We start from the raw sequence: 24894 nt of genomic DNA, 5'->3' as shown, positions 1-24894 counted from the left end.
GCGACGTCAGCGCGAGGCCGACAGCGGGCGCTGTACGCGGATGGACTGGAGCAGCCCGATCGCGATCCAGACCGCGAACATGGACGTGCCGCCGTAGGAGACGAACGGCAGGGGAAGGCCGGTGACGGGCATGATGCCGAGGGTCATACCGACGTTCTCGAAGGCCTGGAAGGCGAACCACGCGATGATGCCGGCGGCGACGACCGTGCCGTAGAGCTCGGTGGACTCACGGGCGATCCGGCAGGCCCGCCACAGGACGACACCGAGCAGGACGATGATCAGGCCCGCGCCCAGGAAGCCGAGCTCCTCACCGGCGACGGTGAAGATGAAGTCCGTCTGCTGTTCGGGGACGAACTGGCCGGTGGTCTGGCTGCCGTGGAAGAGACCCGAGCCGGTCAGCCCCCCGCCGCCGATCGCGATCCGGGCCTGGTTGGTGTTGTAGCCGACACCGGCCGGGTCGAGGCTCGGGTTGGCGAACGCGGCGAACCGGGCGATCTGGTAGGCGTCGAGCAGGCCGAGCTGCCAGACGGCCACACAGCCGACGACGCCGGTGCCGCCCAGGCCGAGGATCCAGCGATTGGAGGCACCGGAGGAGAGCAGCACGCCGAGGATGACGGCGCCGAGCACCATGACCGAGCCGAGGTCGGGCATCAGCATGATCACGGCGACCGGGACGGCGGCCAGGGCGAGGGCCTGGACGACGGTGCGGTGGCCGGGGTGCGGGCGGTCGCCCGCGTCGACCCGGGACGCCAGGATCATCGCCATGCCGAGGGTGATGGTGATCTTCGCGAACTCGGCGGGCTGGAGCGAGAAACCGCCGGGGATCGCCAGCCAGGATCGCGAGCCGTTGATGGTGGCGCCCAGCGGCGTCAGCACCAGCAGTGCCAGCACGACCGACAGCGCGTAGAGGATCGGGACCGCACCGCGCAGGGTGCGGTGCCCGAGCCAGATGGTGCCGGCGGCCAGTGCCAGGCCGATGCCGAGATTGAGCAGATGGTGCAGGAAGTAGTAGTACTCGTCGCCGTGGTTGAGCTCGGTGCGGTTGCGGGTGGCGGAGAAGACCAGCACCGAGCCCATCAGCGACAGCACCAGGCAGGACAGCAGCAGTATCCAGTCCAGCTTGCGCAGCACCGAATCACGCGCCGTCAGCTTGCCCCAGGTGCCGAGCTCTGGGGTGTAGCGCCGGATCGAGAACGCCCGGGAGGTGTGGCTGGTCGTCACTGTGGGCTCTCCGATGCGGACGGCGACGGCGACGGCGGCACGTACGGCTTGATGGGCTGGGCCTGGATCGTCCCGTCACCCTCGATCTTGGGGAGCGATCCTTGCGGCTTCGGCAGCAGGGCGGCCTTCGGGTCGATCCCGCCCTTCTCGTCGACTCCGTACAGGGCGTTGTAGATGTTGCGTACGGCCGGACCGGAGGCGCCGGATCCGGTACCACCCTGGGAGATCGTCATGACGATCGTGTAGTCCTTGGTGTACGTCGCGAACCACGAGGTGGTCTGCTTGCCGTAGACCTCGGCCGTACCCGTCTTGGCGTGCATCGGAATCTTGTCCTGCGGCCAGCCCTGGAAGCGCCATGCGGCGGTACCGCGGGTGGCCACACCGGCCAGCGCGGAGTCCATCTGCCGGAGCGTCTTGGGGCTGTCGGGCAGCTTGCCGTGCGACGTGGGCCTGACCGGCCGCACCTTCTTGCCGTCGGGGCTGACGATGGCCTTGCCGACGGTCGGGTTGTAGAGCGTGCCGCCGTTGCTGATGGCGCCGTAGATGGTCGCCATCTGGATGGGGGTGACGAGGGTGTCGCCCTGCCCGATGGCGTAGTTGATGGAGTCGTAGGCATGCAGCTTCATGCCTTCGAGGCAGCCCTCACGGGCGAGCTTGGTGGCGAAGTCCTTCTTCTTGGGCCAGGCCTTGGCCTGCTTGCACCAGCCGGACTTGTTGGCCTTCCAGAAGGCGTTCTTCCACTTGCGGTCGGGGACCCGGCCGGTGACCTCGTTGGGGAGGTCGATGCCGGTCTCCTTGCCGAGACCGAACTGGTGGGCGGTCTTGTAGAACCAGTCGTTGGGGTCCTTCTTGGGCTTGTCCCCGCCGTCCTTCTTCCACTCCTCGTGCGAGAGCCGGTAGAAGACGGTGTCGCAGGAGACCTCCAGCGCCCGGCCCAGGCTGATGTCGCCGTGGCCCTCGCCCTCGAAGTTCTTGAAGGTCTGGCCGCCGATGCTGTACGAGCTGGTGCAGGGGTAGTGGCCGTTGAAGTCGTAACCCGCGTTGATCGCGGCCGTGGTCGAGATGACCTTGAAGATCGAGCCGGGGGCGGCCTGTCCCTGGATGGCGCGGTTCAGCAGCGGGTAGTTGGAGTCCTTGCCGGTGAGGTGGGCGTAGTCCTTGCCGGAGATCCCGCCGACCCAGGCATTGGGGTCGTAGCTGGGGTTGGAGGCCATCGCCACCACCCGGCCGGTCTTGGCTTCCATGACCACCACGGCGCCCGAGTCGGCCTTGTAGTTGGTGCCCGTGTTCCTGTCGTGCACCTTACGGGCGTCCTTCATGGCCTGGTCGAGCTGCTTCTCCGCTATGGCCTGCACCCGCGCGTCGATGCTGGTGACGACGCTCGCGCCGCCCTGGCCCTTCTCGCTGTTGGCCTGGCCGATGACCCGGCCGAGGTTGTCCACCTCATAGCGGGTGACGGCGGCCTTGCCCCGCAGATAGCGGTCGTACGTACGCTCCAGACCGGACCGGCCGATCTGGTCCGAGCGCAGGAACGGCGAGTCGGTGTCCTTGGCCTTGTTGATCTCCTCGTCGGTGACCGGCGAGAGGTAGCCGAGCACCTGGGCGGTGTTGGCGTCGCCGGGAGCGGCGTAGCGGCGGACGGCGGTGGGCTCGGCGCTGATGCCGGGGAAGGCCTCGGAGCGTTCGCGGATCTGGAGGGCCTGCTGGGTGGTGGCCTCGTCGGTGATCGGGATCGGCTGGTAGGGCGAGCCGTTCCAGCAGGGCTGCGGGGTCTTGGCGTCGCACAGCCGGACCTTGTTGCGGATCTCCTTCTCGGACATGCCGAGCACCTTGGCGAGCCGGCCGAGCACGCCCTTGCCGTCGTCCTTCATCTTCAGCAGCTCGGTACGGCTCGCGGAGACCACCAGACGGGTCTGGTTGTCGGCCAGCGGCACCCCGCGCGCATCGAGGATGGAGCCGCGGGTGGCGGGCTCGATGACTTGCTGGACGTGGTTGTTTCTCGCCTCGGTGGCGTACTCCTGGCCGTTGCGGATCTGTAGATACCAGAGCCGGCCGCCGAGAGTGAGCAGCAGGGAGAAGACCAGGATCTGGATCGCGATGAGCCGGACGCTGACCCGGGAGGTCCGGGTTTCCGGAAGATTACTCATGGCGCGCAGCGCCTCCACGAGGGGTGGTGGTCGAAAGGAGCGAGGGCGTCACAGTCGCTTGACCCCCTTGATGCGGCCCACCTTGTCGCGGGCCGACTTGCCGAGCAGACTGCCGCGCTGGCTGCCGATGCCCGTCCCCGTGCGCACGGACTTCATGGCACCACGGCTGGCCTTGAGACCTGTGCCGGTGGTGAGCCAGCCGTACCCGGAATCCCGGCCGGCCGCGCCGCTCGAACCGGAGCCGTCGCCGGCCAGCGCCTCACCTTCCGTTCTGCGTGCCAGCGCCATCACCAGCGGGACGGTGAAGGGGGCCAGCAGCAGGTCGTAGAGGGTGGCGCTGAGCAGCAGTCCGACGATGCCGACGTGCCGGGCGGCGGTGTCACCGACCAGCGCACCGACGCCGGCGTACATCAGCGTCGAGCCGAGGGCGGCGCCGAGGACGACGAGCAGCGGCAGCGTCGCCGAGCGGTGCTGGCCCGACTCCGGCTTGGTCAGGCCCGCGCAATAGCCGATGACGCAGAGCACCAGCGCATAGCGGCCGATGGCGTGGTCGGAGGGCGGGGCGAGGTCGGCCAGCAGTCCGGCGAAGAAGCCGACCAGCGCGCCGCCGACATGGCCGTAGACCAGCGCGAGGCCGAGCACCACGAGCAGCAGCAGGTCGGGTACGGCGCCGGGCAGTTGGAGTCTGGCGAGGATGGTGACCTGAATGACGAGGGCGACGACCACCAGCGGGGCCGAGAGCAGGATCCGGTTGATGCGCATCGGTCAGCTCCTGGGAGAAGCGCTCGCGGAGGGGGTGGCCGTGACGGTGACCGTCGGCGTCGGCTTGGGCTTCGCGGGCGCAGGCGGCAGGACGGTGTCGCGCGGGTCCTGGCGGGGCGGTGCGACGACTACGCCGACGATGTCGAGCTGGGAGAACGAGACAAAGGGCCGGACCTGGAGGTTGCGCGTCAGATCGCCGTTGGACGGCTCGACCTTGACGACCTTGCCGACCGGCACGCCGGGCACGAACGGCTTGTCCTTGCTGGAGCCGAAGGTGACCAGGCGGTCGCCCCGCTTGATGTTGGCCTTGCCGTTGAGGAGCTGGACGCGCAGCGAGCGGACGCCCTGCCCGTTGGCGAAGCCGATCTCGTTGGTCTTCTCCATGCGGGTGCCGACGGTGAAGTCGGGGTCGGCGGCCAGCAGGACGGTGGAGGTGTCGGTGCCGACGGTGGTGACCCGGCCGACCAGACCGTCTCCGTTGAGCACGGTCATATCGCGGGCGATGCCGTCGCGGGTGCCGGCGTCGATGGTGACGGTCCAGGAGAAGCCCTGGGCCGAGCCGATGGCGATGACCTGGGCGCCCTTGATGCCGTACTGGCCGGTGCCCGCGGTCTTGAGGATCTTGTCGAGCTCGGCCGCGCGGTTGCGGTTGCGGTCGGAGGAGCCGAGCTTGGCCTTGAGCGCCTCGTTCTCGTGCTCCAGCTTGCTGATCCGGTTGTGCCGGGCGCCGGAGTCCCGCACGGCGCCGACGGCGTTGCCGACCGGGTTGACGACGCGGGCGACGCCGCTTTCGACCGGGCCGAAGGCGGAGGCGGCGGCTTGCCGGGCGCCATCGAGCGGGGACTGTTCGCCGCCGCGGATATCGACCGTGATCAGCGCGAACGCGATCGCGACCAGCAGCACCAGCAGCAGCCGGCTCTCTCGTGTGTCCCTCACGTGCGGCGGCCGTGTCCTTCCTCGTAGGACCGGCCGGCTGCGGGCCCCGCCGGTCTCGTTCGGGAGTTGAGCGTTGTGCCTGTGTGACGGTGCCGGACGGTGAAGCGTCAGTGCACCGTGTCTGTCGGGAGGTTGTGCCTGTATATCAGCGATCCGCCGGACGGATCGGCCGCTGTCGCCATGGTTCCCGAACGCCGCGGACGCCGCTCGACGGCCGCGGCGCGATCGGGACCCGGGTCCTGCTACCTGCGCGGCTGGGAGTCGAGAACCTGCTGGAGCGCCTCGAACTCCTCGACGCACTTGCCGGAACCGAGCGCGACGGAGTCGAGCGGGTCCTCGGCGATGTGGATGGGCATGCCGGTCTCGCGGCGCAGCCGCTCGTCGAGGCCGCGGAGCAGGGCGCCGCCTCCGGTGAGCACGATGCCGCGGTCCATGACGTCACCGGACAGCTCCGGCGGGCACTTGTCGAGCGTCGTCTTGACCGCGTCGACGATGGAGTTGACCGGCTCCTCGATGGCCTTGCGGACCTCGGCGGCCGAGATGACGACGGTCTTCGGCAGGCCGGAGACCAGGTCACGGCCGCGGATCTCGGTGTGCTCGTCCTGTTCGAGGTCGTACGCCGAACCGATGGTGATCTTGATGCTCTCGGCGGTGCGCTCGCCCAGCAGAAGGCTGTACTCCTTCTTGATGTGCTGGATGATCGCGTTGTCGAGCTCATCGCCGGCCACCCGGATGGACTGCGCGGTGACGATGCCGCCCAGCGAGATGACCGCAACCTCGGTCGTCCCGCCGCCGATGTCCACGACCATGTTGCCGGTGGCCTCGTGGACCGGCAGGCCGGACCCGATGGCGGCGGCCATCGGCTCCTCGATGATGTGCACCTGGCGCGCACCGGCCTGGGTCGACGCCTCGATGACCGCGCGGCGCTCCACTCCTGTGATGCCGGAGGGGACACACACGACGACCCGCGGGCGGGCCAGATAGCGCCGCTTGTGGATCTTGAGGATGAAGTAGCGGAGCATCCGCTCGGTGATCTCGAAATCGGCGATCACGCCGTCTTTCAGGGGCCGTACGGCGACGATGTTGCCGGGCGTGCGCCCGATCATCTTCTTCGCCTCAGCACCTACCGCGAGAATGCCGCCGGTGTTGGTGTTGATGGCCACGACCGACGGCTCGTTGAGGACGATGCCGCGGCCCCTGACGTACACCAGCGTGTTGGCGGTCCCGAGGTCGACAGCCATGTCACGGCCGATGAACGACATGTTGTTCCCCATGAGGATACGTCTGGCCTTCCCAACTGGAGCGAATGCTTACTGGAGGTCGGCAGGAGGTGATGCGCTGTGCGGCGCGGAAGCCTCCATCGTAGTTCGTAGTGCGCCCACTCGAACACGTCGGGAGGCTGTTCCGCCATTGTCAGCCGTACACGCACCCGCCCCCCTTAATGGTGACGTCGTGTCGCGGTGATGCGTTCCCCCGATCGTGTCGTATACACCAAAGGGCGACCGATGATTTTGTCGGTCGCCCCTGGTCACGGGGGGTGCACAGCTGATGAGGCGTCAGGAAATGCCGGGGAAGAAAATCTTGATCTCGCGCTCGGCGGACTCTTCGGAATCCGACGCATGGATCAGATTCTCTCGGGTGATCGTTCCGAAGTCCCCACGAATGGACCCACTCGGCGCGGCAATCGGGTCAGTCGGACCGGCGAGCATCCGTACGCCCTCGATCACCCGCTCGCCCTCGACGACCATCGCGACCACGGGGCCGGAGGACATGAACGCGACCAGGGGCTCGTAGAACGGCTTGCCGACGTGCTCGGCGTAGTGCTGCTCGAGGATCTCGCGGTCCAGGCTGCGGAGCTCCAGCGCGCTGATCGTCCAGCCGGCCTTCTTCTCGATACGGCCGATGATCTCGCCGATCAGACCGCGCGTGACGGCGTCAGGCTTGAGGAGGACGAGGGTGCGCTGGCTCACGGAGAAACTCCCTGGATATGAACAACGGTCAGCGGGTGCATTGAGGCTACATGGGTGACCAGGCCCTGCGCGGGCCCGCCCCCGGCCCCTGACGCGCCCCTGAGGGCCTCGCCGGGACCGGGCGGCGGCAGGCCTCCTAGGCGGGCTCCGCCGAAGCCTCGGCCTGCGCCGCCCAACGGGCCTTCGCCTCATCGATCTTGCGGCCGAAGTGGACCGACGCCCACCACAGGGCCGCGAAGATCCCACCCAGGAAGAACATCGTCGGGACCACGAAACCGCTGGCGATCAGCGCGATCTGAAGCACCCAGCCGAGCTGGACGCCACCCGGACGGGTCAGCATCCCGCACAGCAGGATGCTCAGCAGCATCGCGATCCCGCTGACCGTCCAGATCGTGGCCGCCGGCAGTTCGGTCATCTGCATCGCGACCAGGCCGGCGAAGCCGATCACGAAGAATTCGCCTATCAGGGTGCCGGCACACAGCGTGCGCATGGTCAGCTCCTCCCCATCAGCAGCCGGGCCTCGCCGACCGTGATCACCGAGCCGGTCACCAGCACACCCGCTCCGGAGAACTCGCCCTCTTCCTCGGCGAGGGTGATCGCCGCTTCCAGGGCGTCGTCGAGCCGGGGCTCGACCTGGACCCGCTCGGCGCCGAAGACCTCGACGGCGACGGCCGCCAGCTCATCGGGATCCATCGCACGATGGCTCGAATTACGCGTCACCACGACCTCGGCGAAGATCGGCTCGAACGCCTCCAGGAAACCCCGTACGTCCTTGTCCGCACTGGCGCCGACGACGCCCACCAGCCGGCTGAACCCGAACGCCTCGGTGACCGCCTCGGCCGCCGCCCGCGCACCCGCGGGGTTGTGCGCCGCGTCCAGCACGACCGTCGGGCTGCGCCGCACGACCTCCATCCGGCCGGGCGAGCTGACGGCGGCGAACGCGGAGCGGATGGTGTCGATGTCGAGGGTGCGGGCGTGATCCGAGCCGACGCCGAAGAACGCCTCGACCGCGGCGAGCGCCACCGCGGCGTTGTGCGCCTGATGGGCGCCGTACAGCGGAAGGAAGATCTCGGAATACTCGCCGCCCAGTCCGCGCAGCGTCAGCATCTGCCCGCCGACCGCGACCTCGCGGTTCAGCACCCCGAACTCCATGCCTTCACGGGCGACCGTGGCGTCCACCTCGACCGCGCGCTTGAGCATCACCGACGCCGCGTCCACCGGCTGCTGGGCCAGCACGACCGTGGCGTCCTTCTTGATGATCCCGGACTTCTCAACAGCGATCTGCTCGGGCGTCTCCCCCAGCCGGTCGGTGTGGTCCAGGGCGATGGGGGTGACCACGGCGACATCGCCGTCGATGACGTTCGTCGCGTCCCAGGTGCCGCCCATGCCGACCTCGACGACCGCGACGTCCACGGGGCTGTCCGCGAAGGCGGCGTACGCCATCGCCGTCAGCACCTCGAAGAACGACAGGCGGTACTCCTGCTGGGCGTCGATCATCTCCACATACGGGGCGATGTCCCGGTACGTCTCGATGAACTGCTCGGCGGAGATCGGGGCGGCGTCCAGACTGATCCGCTCGGTGATCGACTGGACATGCGGGCTCGTGTAGCGGCCGGTGCGCAGATCGAAGGCGGACAGCAGGGACTCGATCATGCGGGCGGTGCTGGTCTTGCCGTTGGTGCCCGTGATGTGGATGGAGGGATAGGCGCGCTGGGGCTCGCCCAGGATGTCCAGCAGCGCCGCGATGCGCTGGACGGACGGGTCGAGCTTGGTCTCACCCCAGCGGCCTGCCAGCTCGTCCTCGACGGCGCGCAGCGCACGGTCGACCTCGGGATCGGCCGGGCGGGCGGGGATGCCGTCCCCTTGCGGCGGCCCGGCCTGGGCGCGCAAGGTCCGGCTGCCGGCCTCGATCACCGCAAGATCCGGGGGTGGGGTCTCCCCTGCTTGAGCGGAGTCGAGAGCTTGGGGATGGTCGGTCTCCGCCTCGACCAGTTCGTCGAAGGCTTCGTTCGGGTCGGGGTCGTCGTTCTGGGGGCGCTCGCTCACGCCGACCAGTCTACGAGGCACGTGTGACAGCGGTGCGCTGCGCTGCCTCCGGCCGGTACCGCGCCGCATCCCGGGGCGACGGACGGCGTGATCCGCCCCCGGAACGCGCCCGTACGCCGGAGCCGCCCCTCGCCTACGACAGTGCCGCCTTCATCATGGCCCGTGCGATCGGGGCCGCCAGCCCGTTGCCGGAGATCTCGTTGCGGGCGGCATACCCGTCCTCGACCATCACGGCCACCGCCACCTGGCGTCCCTTGCCGTCCTTGGCGTACGAGACGAACCAGGCGTAGGGCGTACCGCTGTTGTCGACACCGTGCTGGGCGGTGCCCGTCTTGCCGCCGACGGTCAGTCCGCCGATCTTCGCGCCGGACCCGGTGCCCTTGTCCACGACCGTCTGCATCGCCGATTGCAGCTGCTGAGCCGTCCCTGCCGACATGCTCTTGCCGTCGCCGTACGTCGTGGGGCCGAAGTCCTGGACGGTGTTGCCGCCGCCGTCGGTCAGCTTGTCGACCAGCTGCGGGGTCCTGAGCTCGCCGCCGTTCGCGATGGCCGAGGAGATCATCGCCATCTGTAGCGGGGTCGCCTGGTCGTCGAACTGGCCGATCCCGGACAGCGCGGTCTGTGCCTCGTCCATGTCGGAGGGGTAGCGGCTCGTGCCGGCCCGCACCGGGGTGTCCACCTTCTCGTCGTTGAAGCCGAACTTCTCGGCCTGCGCCTTCACCTTGTCCTTGCCCAGGTCGACGGCCATCTGCGCGAAGACGGTGTTGCAGGAGTACTGGAGCGCGGTGCGGATGTCCGCGTTCTTGCAGGGCGCGGAGGCGTTCTCGTTGGTGAGCTTGGTGCGGGTGTGCGGGAGGGTGTACGGGTCGGGGCTGTGGGTGGCCTCGTCCACCGAGGAGTACAGCCCGTTCTCCAGCGCGGCCGCGGCGACCACCAGCTTGAACGTGGAGCCGGGCGGCAGGGGCTGCCGCAGGGCCCGGTTGACCTCGGGGTGGTCCGAGTCGTCGGACATCTTCTTCCAGGCCTTCTGGTCGGCGCCGCCGGAGCCCGCGAACTTCCCCGGGTCGTACGACGGGGTGCTGACCATGCCCAGGACCCGACCCGTGGCCGGGTCCATGGCGATGGCGGCGCCCTTCTTGCCGCCCAGCGCCCCGCGGCCGGCCTTCTGCACCGCGGGGTCGATGGCGGTGGCCACATCGCCGCCCTTGGCCCGGGTGCGGGTCAGCGCGTCGGCGGGGCTCTGGAGCCGGCTGTCGGAGCCGTCGAGGAGGTCGCCGTAGAGGTTCTCCAGCTGGTTGCTGCCGAAGATCTGCGAGGTGAAGCCGGTGACCGGGGCGTACAGCGAGCCGTCCTTGTACGTCCGCTTGTACTTGAGCGTGGAGGAGGTGGCGGCGGAGCCGGTCACCGGTTCCCCGCCGACGAGGATGTTGCCCATCGGCGCCGCGTACTTGCCGATCGCCACCCGCGGATTGTGCGGGTCCTCCTTGTACTCACCGGCCTTTGCGCCCTGAAGCCAGGTGACCCAGCCCATCAGCGCGACGATGAGGGCCAGGCAGAAGATCGCGGCCCGGCGCAGGGGCTTGTTCATGGGGGCGCGGCTCCTCGGTGGTGGACGTGCGGTTCCGCTGGAACTCCGGCATCCGGGCATTCCGTCCCACCGTGCCTCGGCCACATGAGAGGGCCATGAGAACGCCCTGATCGCCCGGCCGGGACAACTTGTCGCCGCCTTTCGCCCTCTTCGACGGCGGGCTGCGCAGGTCCCCGGTGATCAGCACGAGGCAGCGCGGGAAGGCAGGAGCTGAAGACGGGTGCCGGCGATCAGTCAGCGGATGCATTTGATACTGCTCACCGCCTGGACGGTGCTGTGGTTCGTCGTCGTCGAGCCGCACGGCGGCTTCTCCTGGCACTATCTGCGCACCGGCGGCGCACTGATCTACCAGGGCGACGCCGGCGACGGCTCCGGCGGGCTCAACCTCTACGCGCACCACCCCGAGCTCCAGATGGGCCCGCTCAGCTTTCTGACGGCCGGGCTGTTCAACCCCTTTTCCGAGGCCACCGGGCAGTTCCTGGCCGCGGCCCTGATGTCGCTGCTGGGCCTGGTCATCGTGGTGCTGGCGGGCCGCAGTGCCGCCCGCCACTTCCTGGGCACCGGCACCAACCACCAGCGGCTGCGGCAGCGCGTCCTGGTCGCCGGACTGGCCTTCATCCCCATGTGGATCGAGGTGGCGGTCCGTTTCGGGCATCTCGACGACGTCCTCGCGCTGTTCTTCACCGCCCTCGCGGTACGCGCCCTCACCCGCGGCAACGCCGCGCTCACCGGCGTCTGGCTGGCCCTGGCGATGGACTCCAAGCCCACCGCACTGGCCTTCCTCCCCCTGCTGCTCGCCCTGCCGCGGGAGAAGTGGCTGCGCGCCGGACTGTGGTGCGCGGGCCTGGTCGTGCTCGCCTGGCTGCCGTTCTTCCTCGGCGACTCGCAGTCCTTCGCCGCGGCGAGGTTCGCCATCCCCAACCATCCGGCGTCCGCGCTGCGCTGGCTGGGCGTCGGCGACCCCGAGACCCCCGGCTGGGACCGCCCCGCGCAGGCCGCCCTCGGCCTGGCCCTGGGCTCGGTCGCCGTCTGGCGGGGCCGCTGGGCGGCGGTGGTCCTGCTGGGCGCCAACGCCCGTATCGTCCTCGACCCCGGCGTCTACACGTACTACACCGCGTCGGTGCTGCTCGGCACCCTGCTGTGGGACGTCATCGGCCAGCGCCGGCTGGTCCCCTGGTGGAGCTGGCTGGCCCTGCTCATCCTCTACGGCGGTGTCTTCGCCGTCCCCGACGATGCCGCCCGGGGCCTGATCCGCCTGGCGTTCGTGGCCGTCTCGACGGCATATGCCCTGTTCTGGCCGGTACGCGAACGGGGGCAGCGGGGGCAGGGACGGCGCAGGCCCCCCGCCCGTACGGACGAGGGGCCTGCACACGAGGGGCCCATGGGCGGCCCGGATACCGGACCGTGGCCCGGTCCCGCGCCTACGCCTGGGGCAGGGCCGCCAGCTGGGCGGTGATCCGGACGATGTCCGCCTCCGCGGCCTCCAGCCGGCCGCGGATCTTGTCCACGACCTTCTCCGGCGCCTTGGCGAGGAACGCCTCGTTGCCGAGCTTGGCGGTGGCCTGCGCCTTCTCCTTCTCGGCGGCGCCGAGGTCCTTGGTCAGCCGCTTGCGCTCGGCCTCGACGTCGATGGTGCCGGACAGGTCCAGCGCGACCCTCGCACCCGCGACCGGCAGCGAGGCGGTGGCGCTGAAGCCCTCACCGGCCGGCTGGAGCCGCAGCAGCGAGCGCATCGCGGCCTCGTGCGCGGCCAGCGCCGTACCGGACAGCTCCAGCTGCGCCGGGACCTTCTGGCCCGGCTGGAGCCCCTGGTCGGAGCGGAAGCGGCGGACCTCGGTGACGACCTGCTGGACCGTCTCGATCTCCCGCTCCGCCGCCTCGTCCCGGAAGCCGCCCGGGGCGTCAGCCCCAGCAACGAGCACAGCCTTCGGCCAGTCGGCGATGACGACCGACTCACCGCCGGTCAGCGTCGTCCACAGGGTCTCGGTGACGAACGGGACGATCGGGTGCAGCAGCCGCAGCGTGACGTCGAGAACCTCGCCCAGGACCCGGCGCGAGGCGTCGGCGGCCGGACCGCCCGCCATGAACGTGGTCTTGGACAGCTCGACGTACCAGTCGAAGACCTCGTCCCAGGCGAAGTGGAAGAGGGTGTCCGACAGCTTCGCGAACTGGTAGTCGTCGTAGTACGCATCGACCTCGGCGACGACCGAGTTCAGCCGGGACAGGATCCACCGGTCGGTCGCCGACAGCTGCTCGGCGGGCGGGAGTTCGCCCTCCACCGTCGCACCGTTCATCAGCGCGAAGCGGGTGGCGTTCCAGATCTTGTTGGCGAAGTTACGGGATCCCTGGACCCAGTCCTCGCCGATCGGGACGTCGACGCCGGGGTTGGCACCACGGGCGAGCGTGAACCGGACGGCGTCCGAGCCGTAGGAGTCCATCCAGTCCAGCGGATTGACCGCGTTCCCGAAGGACTTGGACATCTTCTTGCCGAACTGGTCGCGGACCATGCCGTGCAGCGCGATGGTGTGGAACGGCGGGGTGCCGTCCATCGCGTACAGCCCGAACATCATCATCCGGGCGACCCAGAAGAAGAGGATGTCGTAGCCGGTGACCAGGACGGAGTTCGGGTAAAACTTCTCGACGCTCGGGGTCTGCTCGGGCCAGCCGAGCGTGGAGAACGGCCACAGCCCGGAGGAGAACCAGGTGTCCAGGACATCGGTGTCCTGCGTCCAGCCCTCGCCCGTGGGCGCCTCGTCATCCGGTCCGACGCAGACGACCTCGCCGTTCGGCCCGTACCAGACGGGGATGCGGTGGCCCCACCACAGCTGCCGCGAGATGCACCAGTCGTGGAGGTTGTCGACCCAGCCGAAGTAGCGGGACTCCATCTCCTTGGGGTGGATCTTGACCTTGCCCTCGCGGACCGCGTCACCCGCGGCCTTCGCCAGCGGGCCGACCTTGACCCACCACTGCATCGACAGCCGCGGCTCGATGGTGGTCTTGCAGCGCGAGCAGTGCCCGACGGAGTGCGTGTACGGGCGCTTCTCGGAGACGATCCGGCCCTCGGCGCGCAGCGCACCGACGATCGCGGAACGGGCCTCGAAGCGGTCCAGGCCCTGGAAGGGGCCGTGTGCCGTGATCACGCCGCGCTCGTCGAGGACGGCGAGGTTCGGCAGGTCGTGCCGGCGCCCGATCTCGAAGTCGTTGGGGTCGTGCGCCGGGGTGACCTTGACCGCGCCCGTGCCGAACTCCGGGTCGACGTGCTCGTCGGCGACGACCGGGATACGGCGGCCGGTGAGCGGCAACTCGATCTCGGTGCCCACGAGATGGGCGTAGCGCTCGTCCTCCGGGTGGACCGCGACCGCGGTGTCCCCGAGCATCGTCTCGGCCCGCGTCGTCGCCACGACGATGGAGGCGTCGCCCTCGCCGTACCGGATGGAGACGAGCTCGCCCTCGTCGTCCTGGTACTCCACCTCGATGTCCGAGATGGCGGTCAGACAGCGCGGGCACCAGTTGATGATCCGCTCGGCGCGGTAGATCAACTCGTCGTCGTGGAGCCGCTTGAAGATCGTCTGGACGGACTTGGACAGGCCCTCGTCCATCGTGAAGCGCTCACGCGACCAGGCGACACCGTCGCCCAGACGCCGCATCTGGCCCGAGATCTGGCCGCCGGACTCGCTCTTCCACTGCCAGACGCGCTCGACGAACGCCTCACGGCCCAGGTCGTGCCGGGAGGCGCCCTCCTTGGCGAGCTCCCGCTCGACGACGTTCTGGGTCGCGATACCGGCGTGGTCCATGCCCGGCTGCCAGAGCGTCTCGTAGCCCTGCATGCGCTTGCGGCGGGTGAGCGCGTCGATCAGCGTGTGCTCGAAGGCGTGCCCCAGGTGCAGGGAGCCGGTGACGTTCGGCGGCGGAATGACGATGGTGTACGGCGGCTTGTCGCTCTTCTCGTCCGCCTCGAAGTAACCCCGCTCTACCCAGCGCTCGTACAGCGGCCCCTCTACATCGGCCGGCGTGTACTGAGTCGGCAGTTCGGGGGCGCTGTGGTTGCTCTGCTGAGTGTTCTCGGTCACGACGGACAGTGTACGGGCGCGGATGTCGCAGCTTCGAATCGGTTTCGCCCCCGGGGCCACGGCTGTCAGCGGCGTCGTACAGGATGTCGGCAGCGCATAAACATCACGCAGAACTTCAACTGGCTCCAGTTGTCACGAGGGGAACCGTTCCATGAGCTTCAACCAGCCGCCTCCCGGCCCGTACGGCCAGCAGCCCCAGCAGCCCGGCCCGTACGGCCAGCCGCAGCAGCCGCCGGCCCCGCAGCCGGGCTACGGCTACCCGCAGCAGGGCGGCCAGGTTCCCCCTCAGCAGGGCTACGGCTATCCCCAGCAGGGCGGCCAGGCACCCCCTCAGCAGGGCTACGGCTACCCCCAGCAGGGCGGCCAGCCCGGCTACGGCCAGCAGGCTCCGTACGGCGGCCAGCAGACCCCGTACGGCATGATCCCCCAGGGCCCCCCGGAGACCGGCGGCGGCAACGGCAAGAAGGTCGGCCTGATCGTCGGCGCGGTCGCGGTCGTCGCGGCGATCGGCGTGGGCGCGTACTTCGCCTTCGGGTCGGGGGGCGATGTGAAGCCCTACACGATCTCGTTGCCGAACACGCTGCTGAGCGGTCAGTTCACGAAGGCTCAGCGAGCCGGCAGCTCGGGTACCGAGGACTTCGCCAACGACAAGGAAGCCAAGGCGCTGGGCATCACGAACGCCAAGGGCGTCAACTCCGGCTACAAGGGGGACGGCGGGCTCCAGCTGACGGTCGGCGGCGTGTACGGCAACGTCGCCGACCCGGGCGGAACCGTGGGCCAGATGTTCGCCAAGGTGGACGAGGGCCAGAAGAAGACCTTTGAGGACAAGGGCGCCAAGATCGAGGACGTCACTCCGACGACCGAGTACTCCCCGAACGGCTTCGACGGCTCCGTGATGAAGTGCAGGACCCAGAAAATCACCATCACGCGGAGCGGCGTGAGCGTGCCCGTCACGGTCTCCACCTGCATCTGGGGCGACAGCAGCGCCATCGGCGTCGTCCAGGCACTGGCCGCACCGTCCCCCACAGGCGGCGCCACCGCGACGACGCCCGGCGCCGAGCAGCTCTCCGAGAAGACCGCCAAGATCCGTGACGAGGTCCGCAAGGAGAAGTAGCCCCGCGGCCCCCGGTCCTGAGGCATCGGCGGCCCCGCCGGTCACCACCGGTGGGCTTCGGATGGCGATACGGAGCCGCCCGGCAGCGATCGCTGCCGGGCGGCTCTTGTGATGCGTACGTACTGCGTGCGCCTACGCGCTCTTCTCCTGCGGCTCGCCCGAGTCGCCGCGGTTGCGCGGCACCAGGGTCGGGTTCACATTCGAGTGCACGACGTCCTCGGTGATGACGACGCGGGCCACGTCCTTGCGGGACGGGATCTCGTACATCACCGCCTGGAGGACCTCCTCCATGATGGCGCGCAGACCGCGGGCGCCGGTGCCGCGCAGGATTGCCTGGTCGGCGATGGCCTCCAGGGCCGGACGGTCGAAGTCCAGCTCGACGCCGTCGAGTTCGAAGAGGCGCTTGTACTGCTTGACGAGCGCGTTGCGCGGCTCGACCAGGATCTGGAGCAGGGCCTCGCGGTCGAGGTTGTGGACCGAGGTGAGCACGGGGAGGCGGCCGATGAACTCCGGGATCATCCCGAACTTCACCATGTCCTCCGGCATGACGTCCTGGAGCTGGTCCTTGGACTCGATCTCCCGCTTGGAGCGGATCGTGGCGCCGAAGCCGATGCCCTTGGTACCGGACCGAGCCTCGATGATCTTCTCCAGACCGGCGAAGGCACCGCCGACGATGAAGAGGACGTTGGTGGTGTCGATCTGGATGAATTCCTGGTGGGGGTGCTTGCGGCCGCCCTGGGGCGGGACCGAGGCGGTGGTGCCTTCCAGGATCTTCAGCAGCGCCTGCTGGACGCCCTCGCCGGAGACATCGCGGGTAATCGACGGGTTTTCGCTCTTCCGGGCGACCTTGTCGATCTCGTCGATGTAGATGATGCCGGTCTCGGCCTTCTTGATGTCGAAGTCCGCGGCCTGGATCAGCTTGAGGAGGATGTTCTCGACGTCCTCACCGACATAGCCGGCCTCCGTCAGCGCCGTGGCGTCGGCGAACGCGAAGGGGACGTTCAACATCCGGGCGAGGGTCTGCGCGAGCAGCGTCTTGCCGGAGCCGGTCGGGCCGAGCAGCAGGATGTTGGACTTGGCGAGCTCAATGCCCTCTTCGCCGCGGGCGGTGCCGTTCTCGCCCGCCTGCACCCGCTTGTAGTGGTTGTAGACGGCCACCGAGAGGGCCTTCTTGGCGGGGTCCTGGCCGACGACATAGCCGTTCAGGAACTCGTAGATCTCCCGCGGTTTGGGGAGCTCCTCCCACCGCACCTCGGAGGTCTCTGCGAGCTCCTCCTCGATGATTTCGTTGCAGAGGTCGATGCACTCGTCGCAGATGTACACACCAGGTCCCGCGATGAGCTTCTTCACCTGCTTCTGACTCTTTCCGCAGAATGAGCACTTGAGCAGGTCGCCGCCGTCACCGATGCGTGCCACGAGGTGCTTCCCCTTCGCCTGGGATCCGCATTGCTCCGCGGACCCGGGTGCTTGCCTATCGACGGTACCTTGCCGGGCCCCCCGTACGGGCCCCCCTTGGACCGACTCGGTTCACTCGATCCGATTCCGGTCCAAGGGGGCAACGCTCCGGCTCACTTCGCGAAGATCGTCAGCCGATGGAGACGGACGACTTCCGCGTCGAGACGATCTGGTCGACCAGACCGTACGCCAGGGACTCCTCGGCGGTCAGGATCTTGTCACGCTCGATATCGTCACGGATCTTCTCGATCGGCGTGGAGGAGTGCTTGGCCAGCAGGTCCTCCAGCTGCGAGCGCATCCGCAGGATCTCGTTGGCGGCGATCTCCAGGTCGGAGACCTGGCCGCGGCCGGTCTCGCTGTACGGCTGGTGGATCAGCACACGGGCGTTCGGCAGCGCCATCCGCTTGCCGGGGGTGCCGGCGGCGAGCAGCACGGCCGCGGCGGAGGCCGCCTGGCCCATGCAGACCGTCTGGATGTCCGGCTTCACGAACTGCATCGTGTCGTAGATGGCCGTGAGCGCCGTGAAGGAGCCGCCCGGGCTGTTGATGTAGATCGAGATGTCCCGGTCCGGGTCCATCGACTCCAGGCACAGCAGCTGCGCCATGACGTCGTTGGCCGACGCATCGTCGATCTGCACGCCGAGGAAGATCACGCGCTCCTCGAACAGCTTCGCGTACGGGTCGTACTCCCGCACACCCTGCGAGGTGCGCTCGACGAAGCGCGGGATGATGTAGCGGGACTCGGCGCGCGGGCCGGAAAACTCGGACTCCGCGCCCTGGGAGAGGCCGCTGCCGGGGAAGTAGTTCATCGTGGTGTTCACCGTCCTGGTGGCGATCAAGTGGGCTGGGGGCTCAAGGGCGAGTGGTACGGGGCTCAGGCCCCGGTGCCGCCCCCGCCCGGAACGCCTGCGGCGGAGGTCATCACATCGTCGATCAGGCCGTACGTCTTGGCCTCGTCGGCGGAGAACCAGCGGTCGCGGTCCGAGTCCTGGGTGATCCGCTCGACGGTCTGACCGGTGTGGAAGGCCGTCAGCTCCGCCATCCGCTTCTTGGTGTGCAGCAGCCGCTCGGCGTGGATCTTGATGTCCGACGCGGAGCCGGCCAGGCCCGCGGAGGGCTGGTGGATGAGGATCTCGGCGTTCGGCAGCGCGAAGCGCTTGCCCGGGGTGCCGGCGCTCAGCAGGAACTGGCCCATGGAGGCGGCGAGGCCCATCGCGATCGTCACCACGTCGTTCTTGATGTACTGCATGGTGTCGTAGATCGCCAACCCGGCCGAGATCGAGCCGCCCGGGGAGTTGATGTAGAGGAAGATGTCCTTGTCCGGGTCCGCGGCGAGAAGAAGCAGCTGCGCGGTGATCTTGTTGGCGATGTCGTCGTCGACCGGCTGGCCGAGGAAGATGATCCGCTCGCCGAGCAGCCGGTTGTAGACCTGGTCGCCGAGGCCACCGAAGGTCGGCTCAGCGGCGGCGGAAGGCATCGGGATCGTCACGTGTCCACCTGCTCGTTGTCGGACGGCTCCAGGCCGTCTCAGCGTCGTCTGCTGGGGCGTGGGGAGGCGGCGCCGTGTGTGGCCCCGGCGCGGTTTCAGGGACTCCCCTGCCCTCGTATCTACGGACCCTAACGCGCAGGTCGGACAACGCCATCCCGCATCGATAACTGTTCGCTGTGAGCGCAGGCTCACGGGGTGGTACGACCACGGGCCCGAACACGCGGACGTGCGTGTTCGGGCCCGTGATCACAGGACTGCGCGCAGGCGCAGGGAAGCGTCCGGGGCTCAGGCCTCGGGCTTCTCCTCCGCGCCCTCCGCCTCGGCCTCGGTGGCCTCGGTGGCATCGACGGTCTCGGCCGTCTCGTCCTCGTCATCGAGCTCGATGACCTCGCCGTTGCTGTCCTTGACCGTGGCGGCCTCGACGACGACCGCGAGGGCCTTGCCGCGGGCGACCTCACCGACGAGCATCGGCACCTGGCCGCCCTCGACGACGGCCTGGGCGAACTGGTCGGGGGACATGCCGGAGGACTGCGCGCGGCGCATGAGGTGCTCGGTGAGCTCCTCCTGGCTGACGTTCAGCTTCTCCTTGTTGACCAGCTCGTCCAGGATGAACTGGGTCTTGATGCCCTTCTCGGCCTGCTCCTTGGTCTCGGCGTCGAACTCCTCCTCGCTCTTGCCCTGGATCTCCAGGTACTTCGCGAGGTCGAGGCCCATCTGACCGAGCTGGTGGTTCACCAGGTTGTGCTTGCGGGTCTCGATCTCGTCCGCGAGCAGCTTCTCCGGCATCGGCACCTCGACGAGCTTGAGCAGCTCGTCCAGGACCTTCTCCTGAGCCTGGGTGGCCTGGTCGTACTTCTTCATCTGCTCGAGGCGCTTGCGGCTGTCCGCCTGGAGGTCCTCGAAGGTGTCGAACTCACTGGCGAGCTGCGCGAAGTCGTCGTCCAGCTCGGGCAGTTCACGGGACTTGACCTCGGTGACCTCGACCTTGACCTCGGCCTCCTTGCCCTCGGCGGAACCGCCCTTGAGCTCGGAGGTGAAGGTGGTGCTGCCGCCGGCCTCCACGCCGGTGACGGCCTCGTCGATGCCGTCGAGGAGCTCGCCGGAGCCGACGGTGTAGGTGACGCCCTCGGCGACACCGTCCTCCAGGACCTCGCCGTCCACCTTGGCCTCGAGGTTCAGCGTCAGGACGTCGCCGTCCTGGGCCGCGCGCTCGACCGGGCTGGTCGTCGCGAAGCGCTCACGCAGCTGCTCGACGGACTTGGTGACGTCCTCGTCCGACACCTCCACGGCGTCGACCTCGACCTCGATGCCGGAGTAGTCCGGGATCTCGAGGGCGGGGCGGATGTCGACCTCGGCGGTGAAGGCCAGCAGCTCGCCGTCCTTCAGCTCGGTGATGTCGACGTCGGGCTGGCCGAGGACGTTCAGCTCACCCTCGTTGACCGCTTCGGTGTAGAACTTCGGGAGCGCGTCATTGACGGCCTCCTCCAGCACGGCGCCACGACCGAACCGCTGGTCGATGACCCGGGCCGGGATCTTGCCCTGACGGAAGCCCTTCACCGTGACCTGCTGGTTGATCTTTTTGTACGCCGCGTCGAGGCTGGGCTTGAGCTCCTCGAAGGGCACCTCGACAGTGAGCCGAACCCGAGTCGGGTTCAGGGTCTCCACGGCGCTCTTCACGGTTCGGTCTCCTTGGGGCTGACTTCTGGGGTTCTGCTTGAGATCTGCCCGTACCCGGCTGATCCGGGTCCGGCCGATCACGCCCGGTACACAGACACACGGGCACGCAGCTTGCATAGTAACCGCAAGGAGGATGACGCCCACAACGCGATCATGAATAGCCGCCGATCTTGCGGCACTGCCATGGTGGGCCGAGGTTCCGCCCCAGCGCGTCATGCCGGGCTGACCTGCTACTGGTCGGGGTGGCCGGATTCGAACCGACGACCTTCCGCTCCCAAAGCGGACGCGCTACCAAGCTGCGCCACACCCCGTCGGTGCGACACGTAGGGTACATGGCCGCGGGGGGCGCGGCTGCCAGTTATCGGGATGCCCGGCGGGCGCGGCCCGCGGGGAATGCGGCGGCGCACGCCGTCCGCGGGAAGGGATGTGCGGCACACCGCCATGACCCGCTAGGATGCACTGCGTGCCGAGGTCCTGCGACCTGTGGCGCTCGCGGGCGTAGCTCAATGGTAGAGCCCCAGTCTTCCAAACTGGCTACGCGGGTTCGATTCCCGTCGCCCGCTCGTAAGAGGAAACCCCAGACCGGACGGCCTGGGGTTTTCTGCTGTCCGGAACGGACTGACGCGCGCCCGCACACCCCTTCGCACCGCGGTCGCGGGTCAATAAGGTGGTCTGCATGGAGATCTGGCTCAATCCCGCGTGCTCCAAGTGCCGTTCGGCCGTGGAGATCCTCGACGAGGCGGGCGCCCACTACACCGTGCGCAGGTATCTCGAAGACCCGCCGGACGCCGATGACCTGCGCGGTGTGCTGACGCGGCTGGGCCTGGAGCCCTGGGACATCACCCGGACCCAGGAGACCGAGGCGAAGGAGCTGGGCCTTGGGGAGTGGGAGCGCACCGACGCCGCGCGCGAGCGGTGGATCGCGGCGCTGGCGGCACACCCCCGGCTGATCCAGCGCCCGATCATCACCGCGGACGACGGCTCGGCGCTGGTCGGACGGAGCGAGGATGCCGTGCGCGAGGCCGTGGCGCGGACCGGGGGCGAAGAGGCCTCGAACGGCTGAACCCCGTGCGGCGCACGGCACGGGGAGGCCGGCGGACACCTTGAGGCGGGCCGCCTAGAAGGTGATGTGGTTGATGGTGTCCGCAATCGAGTTGAGGAACCGGTTGATGGACGGCGCCATGCCCGTGGAGGCGAGGAAGAAGCCGAACAGTATGGCGACGAACGCCGGGCCCGCCTTGATCGACTTCCCTCTGATCAGCACGATCAGAATGATCCCCAACAGCAGCACAACTGACAGCGATAGAGCCACACTGATCACACCCTCGGTCGGAACGCCTCACCGGCCCGGGGGCATGCCGCGCACACCCCCTGCACCCATCGTGCCACCAACTCCATGCCCATTGCAGGCCGGTGACGAATCATCGGCCAACGCTTTGCCCGATTCCAGCCGCTGGTGGTCCGTGGGGCCGCGGCGGGGTGACGCACGGGTGGCGCGGCGGTGGTCGCACGGTGATCGCGAGAGGCCGGACCGGGTGACGCATTTCCCTCGCCTGATGCCGCGTCGGTAATTCGACCCGGCCATTCGTCCGCCGCATTCCGATCATTCCTGCGGGTCCGGAGAATTTCCTGTCCGTGGCATCCGTCACTGCCTTACGGCGCGCCACGAAGGCTTATTAGCATTCGGACATAAGACTAAGGAATCGGACATTCCCCCAGAGTCGTTTGCGGGGGATACGGGGTGATTTGAGGGGATGACAGGGGACGAATCGGACGGCTGGAGGGGGGCTCTCCCCCGCGCTTGCGGATTTTATCCGCGGGCCGTCCACGGCGGAACCCGAGGAAAACGCGAGGGAACCCCGAGGAAAAGGGGAATGGCTCCGATGCGGTTTTACGCATTCGCCGACCGCCGCTATCGTGCCTCCAATGTTTCCCGCTGCCGCGACACCCCGACGCGAACTTCCCCCTGCCCGGGCGGCGGAGGGCACGGACCGGGCGGAGCCCGCGGAGCAGCCGTCGGGCACGGCACAGGACACAGCCGCGCCCGCACCGAAGAGCGAGGGCCGCAACGCCTTCTTCGACAACGCGAAGTACCTGGCCATCGTGCTGGTGGCGATGGGGCACGCCTGGGAACCGCTGACCGACGGCAGCCGGGCCGCCGAGGCGCTCTACATGACCGTCTACACCTTCCACATGCCGGCCTTCATCATCATTTCCGGCTACTTCTCGCGCAGCTTCGACATGCGCAAGGACCGGTTGCAGCGGCTGGTCACCGGGGTCGCGGTCCCCTACGTCCTCTTCGAGACGGCCTATGCGTTCTTCAAGCGCTGGGCGGACGACGATCCCGGGCACCCCGTCAGCCTGCTCGACCCGTGGTTCCTGACGTGGTTCCTGGTGGCCCTGTTCATCTGGCGGCTGACCACCCCGCTGTGGAAGGTCGTGCGCTGGCCGATTCCGCTCGCGGTGGCCATCGCCGTCATGGCCTCGGTGTCCCCGGACATCGGCGATGACCTGGACCTCCAGAGGGTGCTCCAGTTCCTCCCGTTCTTCGTCCTGGGGCTGGCGCTGCGGCCGGAGCACTTCAAGATGGTGCAGCGGCGGGCGGTGCGGATCGCTTCGCTGCCGGTCTTCGCCTGTGCGCTGCTGATGGCCTACTGGGCCGCGCCCCGGATGTCCTCGGCGTGGTTCTACCACCGGGACAGCGCCCAGGAGCTGGGCACCACCTGGTGGATCGGCGCGATCATGACACTGGCGCTCTTCGGCTGCTCGATCGTGATGGTGGCCTGCTTCTTCTCCTGGGTGCCGACGCGGCGGACGTGGTTCACGGTGCTGGGCGCCGGAACGCTGTACGGCTATCTGCTGCACGGCTTCCTGGCCAAGGGCTCGCGGTTCTGGGGCTGGTTCGACGACTACGCCTGGCTGCACTCGCCGCTCGGTGAGATCGCGGTCACGCTGATCGCGGGCGGCCTCGTGACGGCCCTGTGCACTCCGCCGGTCCGCAGGATGTTCCGCTTCGCGATGGAGCCGACGATGGCCTGGGCGTTCCGGAAGGACCCGGCCGACGCGGCACGGGCCCGCGTCAGCGCCTGAGCGCGCTTCCTCCCCTGGCCGACGGAGCAGGACCCGGCGGCGGGGAGAGCGGACGGGCCGCTTCCGTCCCAGGCGCTTCCGTCCCAGGCGCTTCCGTCCCGGGCGGTGCCGCTCCCGTCACGCGTCCCGGCAGATCAGCAGCAGCGCGCGGTCGTCGTTGACGTCCTTGGCGACGGCCTCGATCAGATGCCAGGCGGCCCCGGCGAAGCCACTGGCGACATAGCGGTCGGCCTCGCCGGTCAGCCGGTCGATGCCCTCGGCGATATCGCGGTCGGCGGCCTCGACCAGGCCGTCGGTGAACAGCATCAGCACGTCGCCCGGCCGCAGCCGCCCCTTGACCGGGTCGAACTGGGCGCCGTCGTAGACGCCGAGCAGCGGCCCCTCCCCCGGCTTCTCCTCCCAGCGGCCGCTGCCGGCGCTGAGCTGGAGGGCCGGCAGATGTCCCGCGGAGAGCAGCTCGTAGTCGCCCGATTCGAGGTCGAGGACGAGATGGATGGAGGTCGCGAACCCCTCTTCCCAGTCCTGGCGCAGCAGATAGCCGTTGGCGGCGGGCAGGAAGCCGTGCGGCGGCAGCGAGCCGAGCAGGCCGCCGAAGGCGCCGGACAGCAGCAGGGCGCGGGAGGCCGCGTCCATGCCCTTGCCGGAGACATCGGTCAGCACCACTTCGAGGATGTGGCCGCCGTGGGTGCGGGAGGCCACCACGAAGTCGCCGGAGAAGGACTGCCCGCCGGCCGGGCGCAGCGCCATCTCGTGGTGCCAGCCCTCGGGCAGCGTGGGCAGTTTGCTCTGGACGCGGATGCGTTCGCGCAGGTCGAAGAGCATCGTGCCGCCACGCCGCCAGGGCACCCCGACCCGGCTGCGGAACTGCGCGATCAGCAGCCCGAAGAACCCGACCGCGGCGACGACCAGGACCGTGCCCGGGGTGATCCGCTCCGGACCTTCGTCGTACGGGCCGAACAGCGCGGCTTCGACGACCAGTGCGGCCGCGGAGGCGCCGTACAGGACCAGGAGGTTGGCCGGCCGCAGCAGCAGTCCGCCGGCGATGACCGGCAGGACCAGGGCCGTCGGGGCGATCCATTCCGGCCACCGGAGCGTGCCCGCGGCGATGGCGGGTATGGCGATGAGGAGGACGGCGAGCGCGAACCGGTCGGAGCCGTCGCCGCGGAAGTAGTCGACCCCGGCCTTGCGCACGCCGACGCGGGCCCGGTGCAGACCTTTGTGCATCCGGGCCCTCAGGGTGTCCGTGCCCTGGCCGCGTGTCATTTCCCTGGGACCTTATCCACCCGTTCGGCGGGGCGTCGATTCGCCGCACGTCGCCCTGGCCCATCGC

20 protein-coding genes and 2 tRNA genes are annotated in these 24894 nt (G+C 68.9%); 5 read left to right on the top strand and 17 right to left on the bottom strand.

What is annotated here, in order from left to right; translation table 11 throughout:
- Window positions 1-6: 6 nt before the first annotated feature.
- The 9 genes from IF67_RS0110455 to IF67_RS0110415 all read right to left on the bottom strand — a co-directional run bounded on the left by IF67_RS0110455 (window position 7) and on the right by IF67_RS0110415 (window position 10670).
- Window positions 7-1221, bottom strand: a complete 1215-nt coding sequence (locus IF67_RS0110455) for an FtsW/RodA/SpoVE family cell cycle protein (protein ID WP_030984396.1) — start codon at window positions 1219-1221, stop codon at window positions 7-9.
- Window positions 1218-3368, bottom strand: a complete 2151-nt coding sequence (gene mrdA, locus IF67_RS0110450) for a penicillin-binding protein 2 (protein WP_030984394.1) — start codon at window positions 3366-3368, stop codon at window positions 1218-1220. The genes IF67_RS0110455 and mrdA overlap by 4 nt, the downstream gene beginning before the upstream one ends.
- Before the next feature lie 48 nt (window positions 3369-3416).
- Window positions 3417-4130, bottom strand: coding sequence for a rod shape-determining protein MreD (gene mreD, locus IF67_RS0110445; RefSeq protein WP_030984393.1), 714 nt, complete (start codon window positions 4128-4130; stop codon window positions 3417-3419).
- A gap of 3 nt (window positions 4131-4133) precedes the next feature.
- Window positions 4134-5066 (bottom strand): rod shape-determining protein MreC, encoded by a 933-nt coding sequence (mreC, locus tag IF67_RS0110440; protein WP_030984392.1) that lies wholly within the window; start codon window positions 5064-5066, stop codon window positions 4134-4136.
- Between the two features lie 242 nt (window positions 5067-5308).
- Entirely contained in the window at window positions 5309-6328 is a 1020-nt protein-coding gene (locus IF67_RS0110435) for a rod shape-determining protein (protein WP_003985182.1), read from the bottom strand.
- Between the two features lie 294 nt (window positions 6329-6622).
- Window positions 6623-7036, bottom strand: coding sequence for a nucleoside-diphosphate kinase (gene ndk / locus IF67_RS0110430; RefSeq protein WP_030984389.1), 414 nt, complete (start codon window positions 7034-7036; stop codon window positions 6623-6625).
- Between the two features lie 136 nt (window positions 7037-7172).
- Window positions 7173-7526, bottom strand: coding sequence for a DUF4233 domain-containing protein (locus IF67_RS0110425; protein ID WP_030984387.1), 354 nt, complete (start codon window positions 7524-7526; stop codon window positions 7173-7175).
- A gap of 2 nt (window positions 7527-7528) precedes the next feature.
- A complete protein-coding gene (gene folC / locus IF67_RS0110420; RefSeq protein ID WP_030984386.1) occupies window positions 7529-9082 on the bottom strand; it encodes a bifunctional tetrahydrofolate synthase/dihydrofolate synthase in 1554 nt (517 codons plus the stop codon).
- A 133-nt stretch (window positions 9083-9215) separates the two neighbouring features.
- Window positions 9216-10670, bottom strand: a complete 1455-nt coding sequence (locus IF67_RS0110415) for a peptidoglycan D,D-transpeptidase FtsI family protein (protein ID WP_030984383.1) — start codon at window positions 10668-10670, stop codon at window positions 9216-9218.
- A gap of 241 nt (window positions 10671-10911) precedes the next feature.
- On the opposite strand from IF67_RS0110415, the gene IF67_RS0110410 reads away from it, so the two are divergent.
- On the top strand, window positions 10912-12126 hold the full coding sequence (locus tag IF67_RS0110410; protein WP_030984382.1) for a hypothetical protein: 1215 nt from the start codon (window positions 10912-10914) through the stop codon (window positions 12124-12126).
- Here the strand turns inward: IF67_RS0110410 and IF67_RS0110405 are convergent.
- Complete coding sequence (locus IF67_RS0110405) at window positions 12092-14740, bottom strand: valine--tRNA ligase (protein ID WP_030984380.1); 2649 nt, start codon at window positions 14738-14740, stop codon at window positions 12092-12094. The genes IF67_RS0110410 and IF67_RS0110405 overlap by 35 nt on opposite strands.
- A gap of 151 nt (window positions 14741-14891) precedes the next feature.
- On the opposite strand from IF67_RS0110405, the gene IF67_RS0110400 reads away from it, so the two are divergent.
- Window positions 14892-15854 carry a hypothetical protein gene (locus IF67_RS0110400; RefSeq protein ID WP_030984378.1) on the top strand — a complete coding sequence of 321 codons (963 nt, stop codon included), beginning with the start codon at window positions 14892-14894 and terminating at the stop codon, window positions 15852-15854.
- 132 nt (window positions 15855-15986) lie between these two features.
- Here IF67_RS0110400 and clpX read toward each other — a convergent pair whose 3' ends face one another.
- From clpX to IF67_RS0110375, 5 genes are all read right to left on the bottom strand, one after another.
- Window positions 15987-17270 (bottom strand): ATP-dependent Clp protease ATP-binding subunit ClpX, encoded by a 1284-nt coding sequence (gene clpX / locus IF67_RS0110395; protein ID WP_030984376.1) that lies wholly within the window; start codon window positions 17268-17270, stop codon window positions 15987-15989.
- A gap of 169 nt (window positions 17271-17439) precedes the next feature.
- Window positions 17440-18117 (bottom strand): ATP-dependent Clp protease proteolytic subunit, encoded by a 678-nt coding sequence (locus IF67_RS0110390; RefSeq protein ID WP_030984374.1) that lies wholly within the window; start codon window positions 18115-18117, stop codon window positions 17440-17442.
- Between the two features lie 65 nt (window positions 18118-18182).
- Window positions 18183-18785, bottom strand: coding sequence for an ATP-dependent Clp protease proteolytic subunit (locus IF67_RS0110385; RefSeq protein WP_030082101.1), 603 nt, complete (start codon window positions 18783-18785; stop codon window positions 18183-18185).
- A 297-nt stretch (window positions 18786-19082) separates the two neighbouring features.
- Window positions 19083-20474: a trigger factor gene (tig, locus tag IF67_RS0110380; protein ID WP_030984372.1), complete on the bottom strand. Its 1392-nt coding sequence runs from the start codon at window positions 20472-20474 to the stop codon at window positions 19083-19085.
- Between the two features lie 234 nt (window positions 20475-20708).
- A tRNA-Pro gene (locus IF67_RS0110375) sits at window positions 20709-20785 on the bottom strand.
- A 181-nt stretch (window positions 20786-20966) separates the two neighbouring features.
- Here IF67_RS0110375 and IF67_RS0110370 point away from each other — a divergent pair.
- Both IF67_RS0110370 and IF67_RS0110365 read left to right on the top strand, forming a co-directional pair.
- Window positions 20967-21037 (top strand) — tRNA-Gly (locus tag IF67_RS0110370).
- Window positions 21038-21150: 113 nt separating this feature from the next.
- Window positions 21151-21537, top strand: coding sequence for an arsenate reductase family protein (locus IF67_RS0110365; protein WP_030984370.1), 387 nt, complete (start codon window positions 21151-21153; stop codon window positions 21535-21537).
- Window positions 21538-21591: 54 nt separating this feature from the next.
- Here the strand turns inward: IF67_RS0110365 and IF67_RS0110360 are convergent, their stop codons facing one another.
- Window positions 21592-21786, bottom strand: a complete 195-nt coding sequence (locus tag IF67_RS0110360; RefSeq protein ID WP_030082107.1) for a hypothetical protein — start codon at window positions 21784-21786, stop codon at window positions 21592-21594.
- Window positions 21787-22400: 614 nt separating this feature from the next.
- Here IF67_RS0110360 and IF67_RS0110355 point away from each other — a divergent pair.
- Window positions 22401-23564, top strand: a complete 1164-nt coding sequence (locus IF67_RS0110355) for an acyltransferase family protein (RefSeq protein ID WP_030984368.1) — start codon at window positions 22401-22403, stop codon at window positions 23562-23564.
- Window positions 23565-23681: 117 nt separating this feature from the next.
- Here IF67_RS0110355 and IF67_RS0110350 read toward each other — a convergent pair whose 3' ends face one another.
- Window positions 23682-24827 carry a PP2C family protein-serine/threonine phosphatase gene (locus IF67_RS0110350; protein ID WP_030984367.1) on the bottom strand — a complete coding sequence of 382 codons (1146 nt, stop codon included), beginning with the start codon at window positions 24825-24827 and terminating at the stop codon, window positions 23682-23684.
- Window positions 24828-24894: the final 67 nt, after the last annotated feature.

Origin of the sequence: Streptomyces sp. NRRL S-1813 (genome assembly GCF_000719605.1) — a bacterium.
GTDB lineage: Bacteria > Actinomycetota > Actinomycetes > Streptomycetales > Streptomycetaceae > Streptomyces > Streptomyces decoyicus.
The sequence above is the reverse complement of the archived record's forward strand: the minus strand, read 5'-3'. Positions and strand labels throughout refer to the sequence as shown.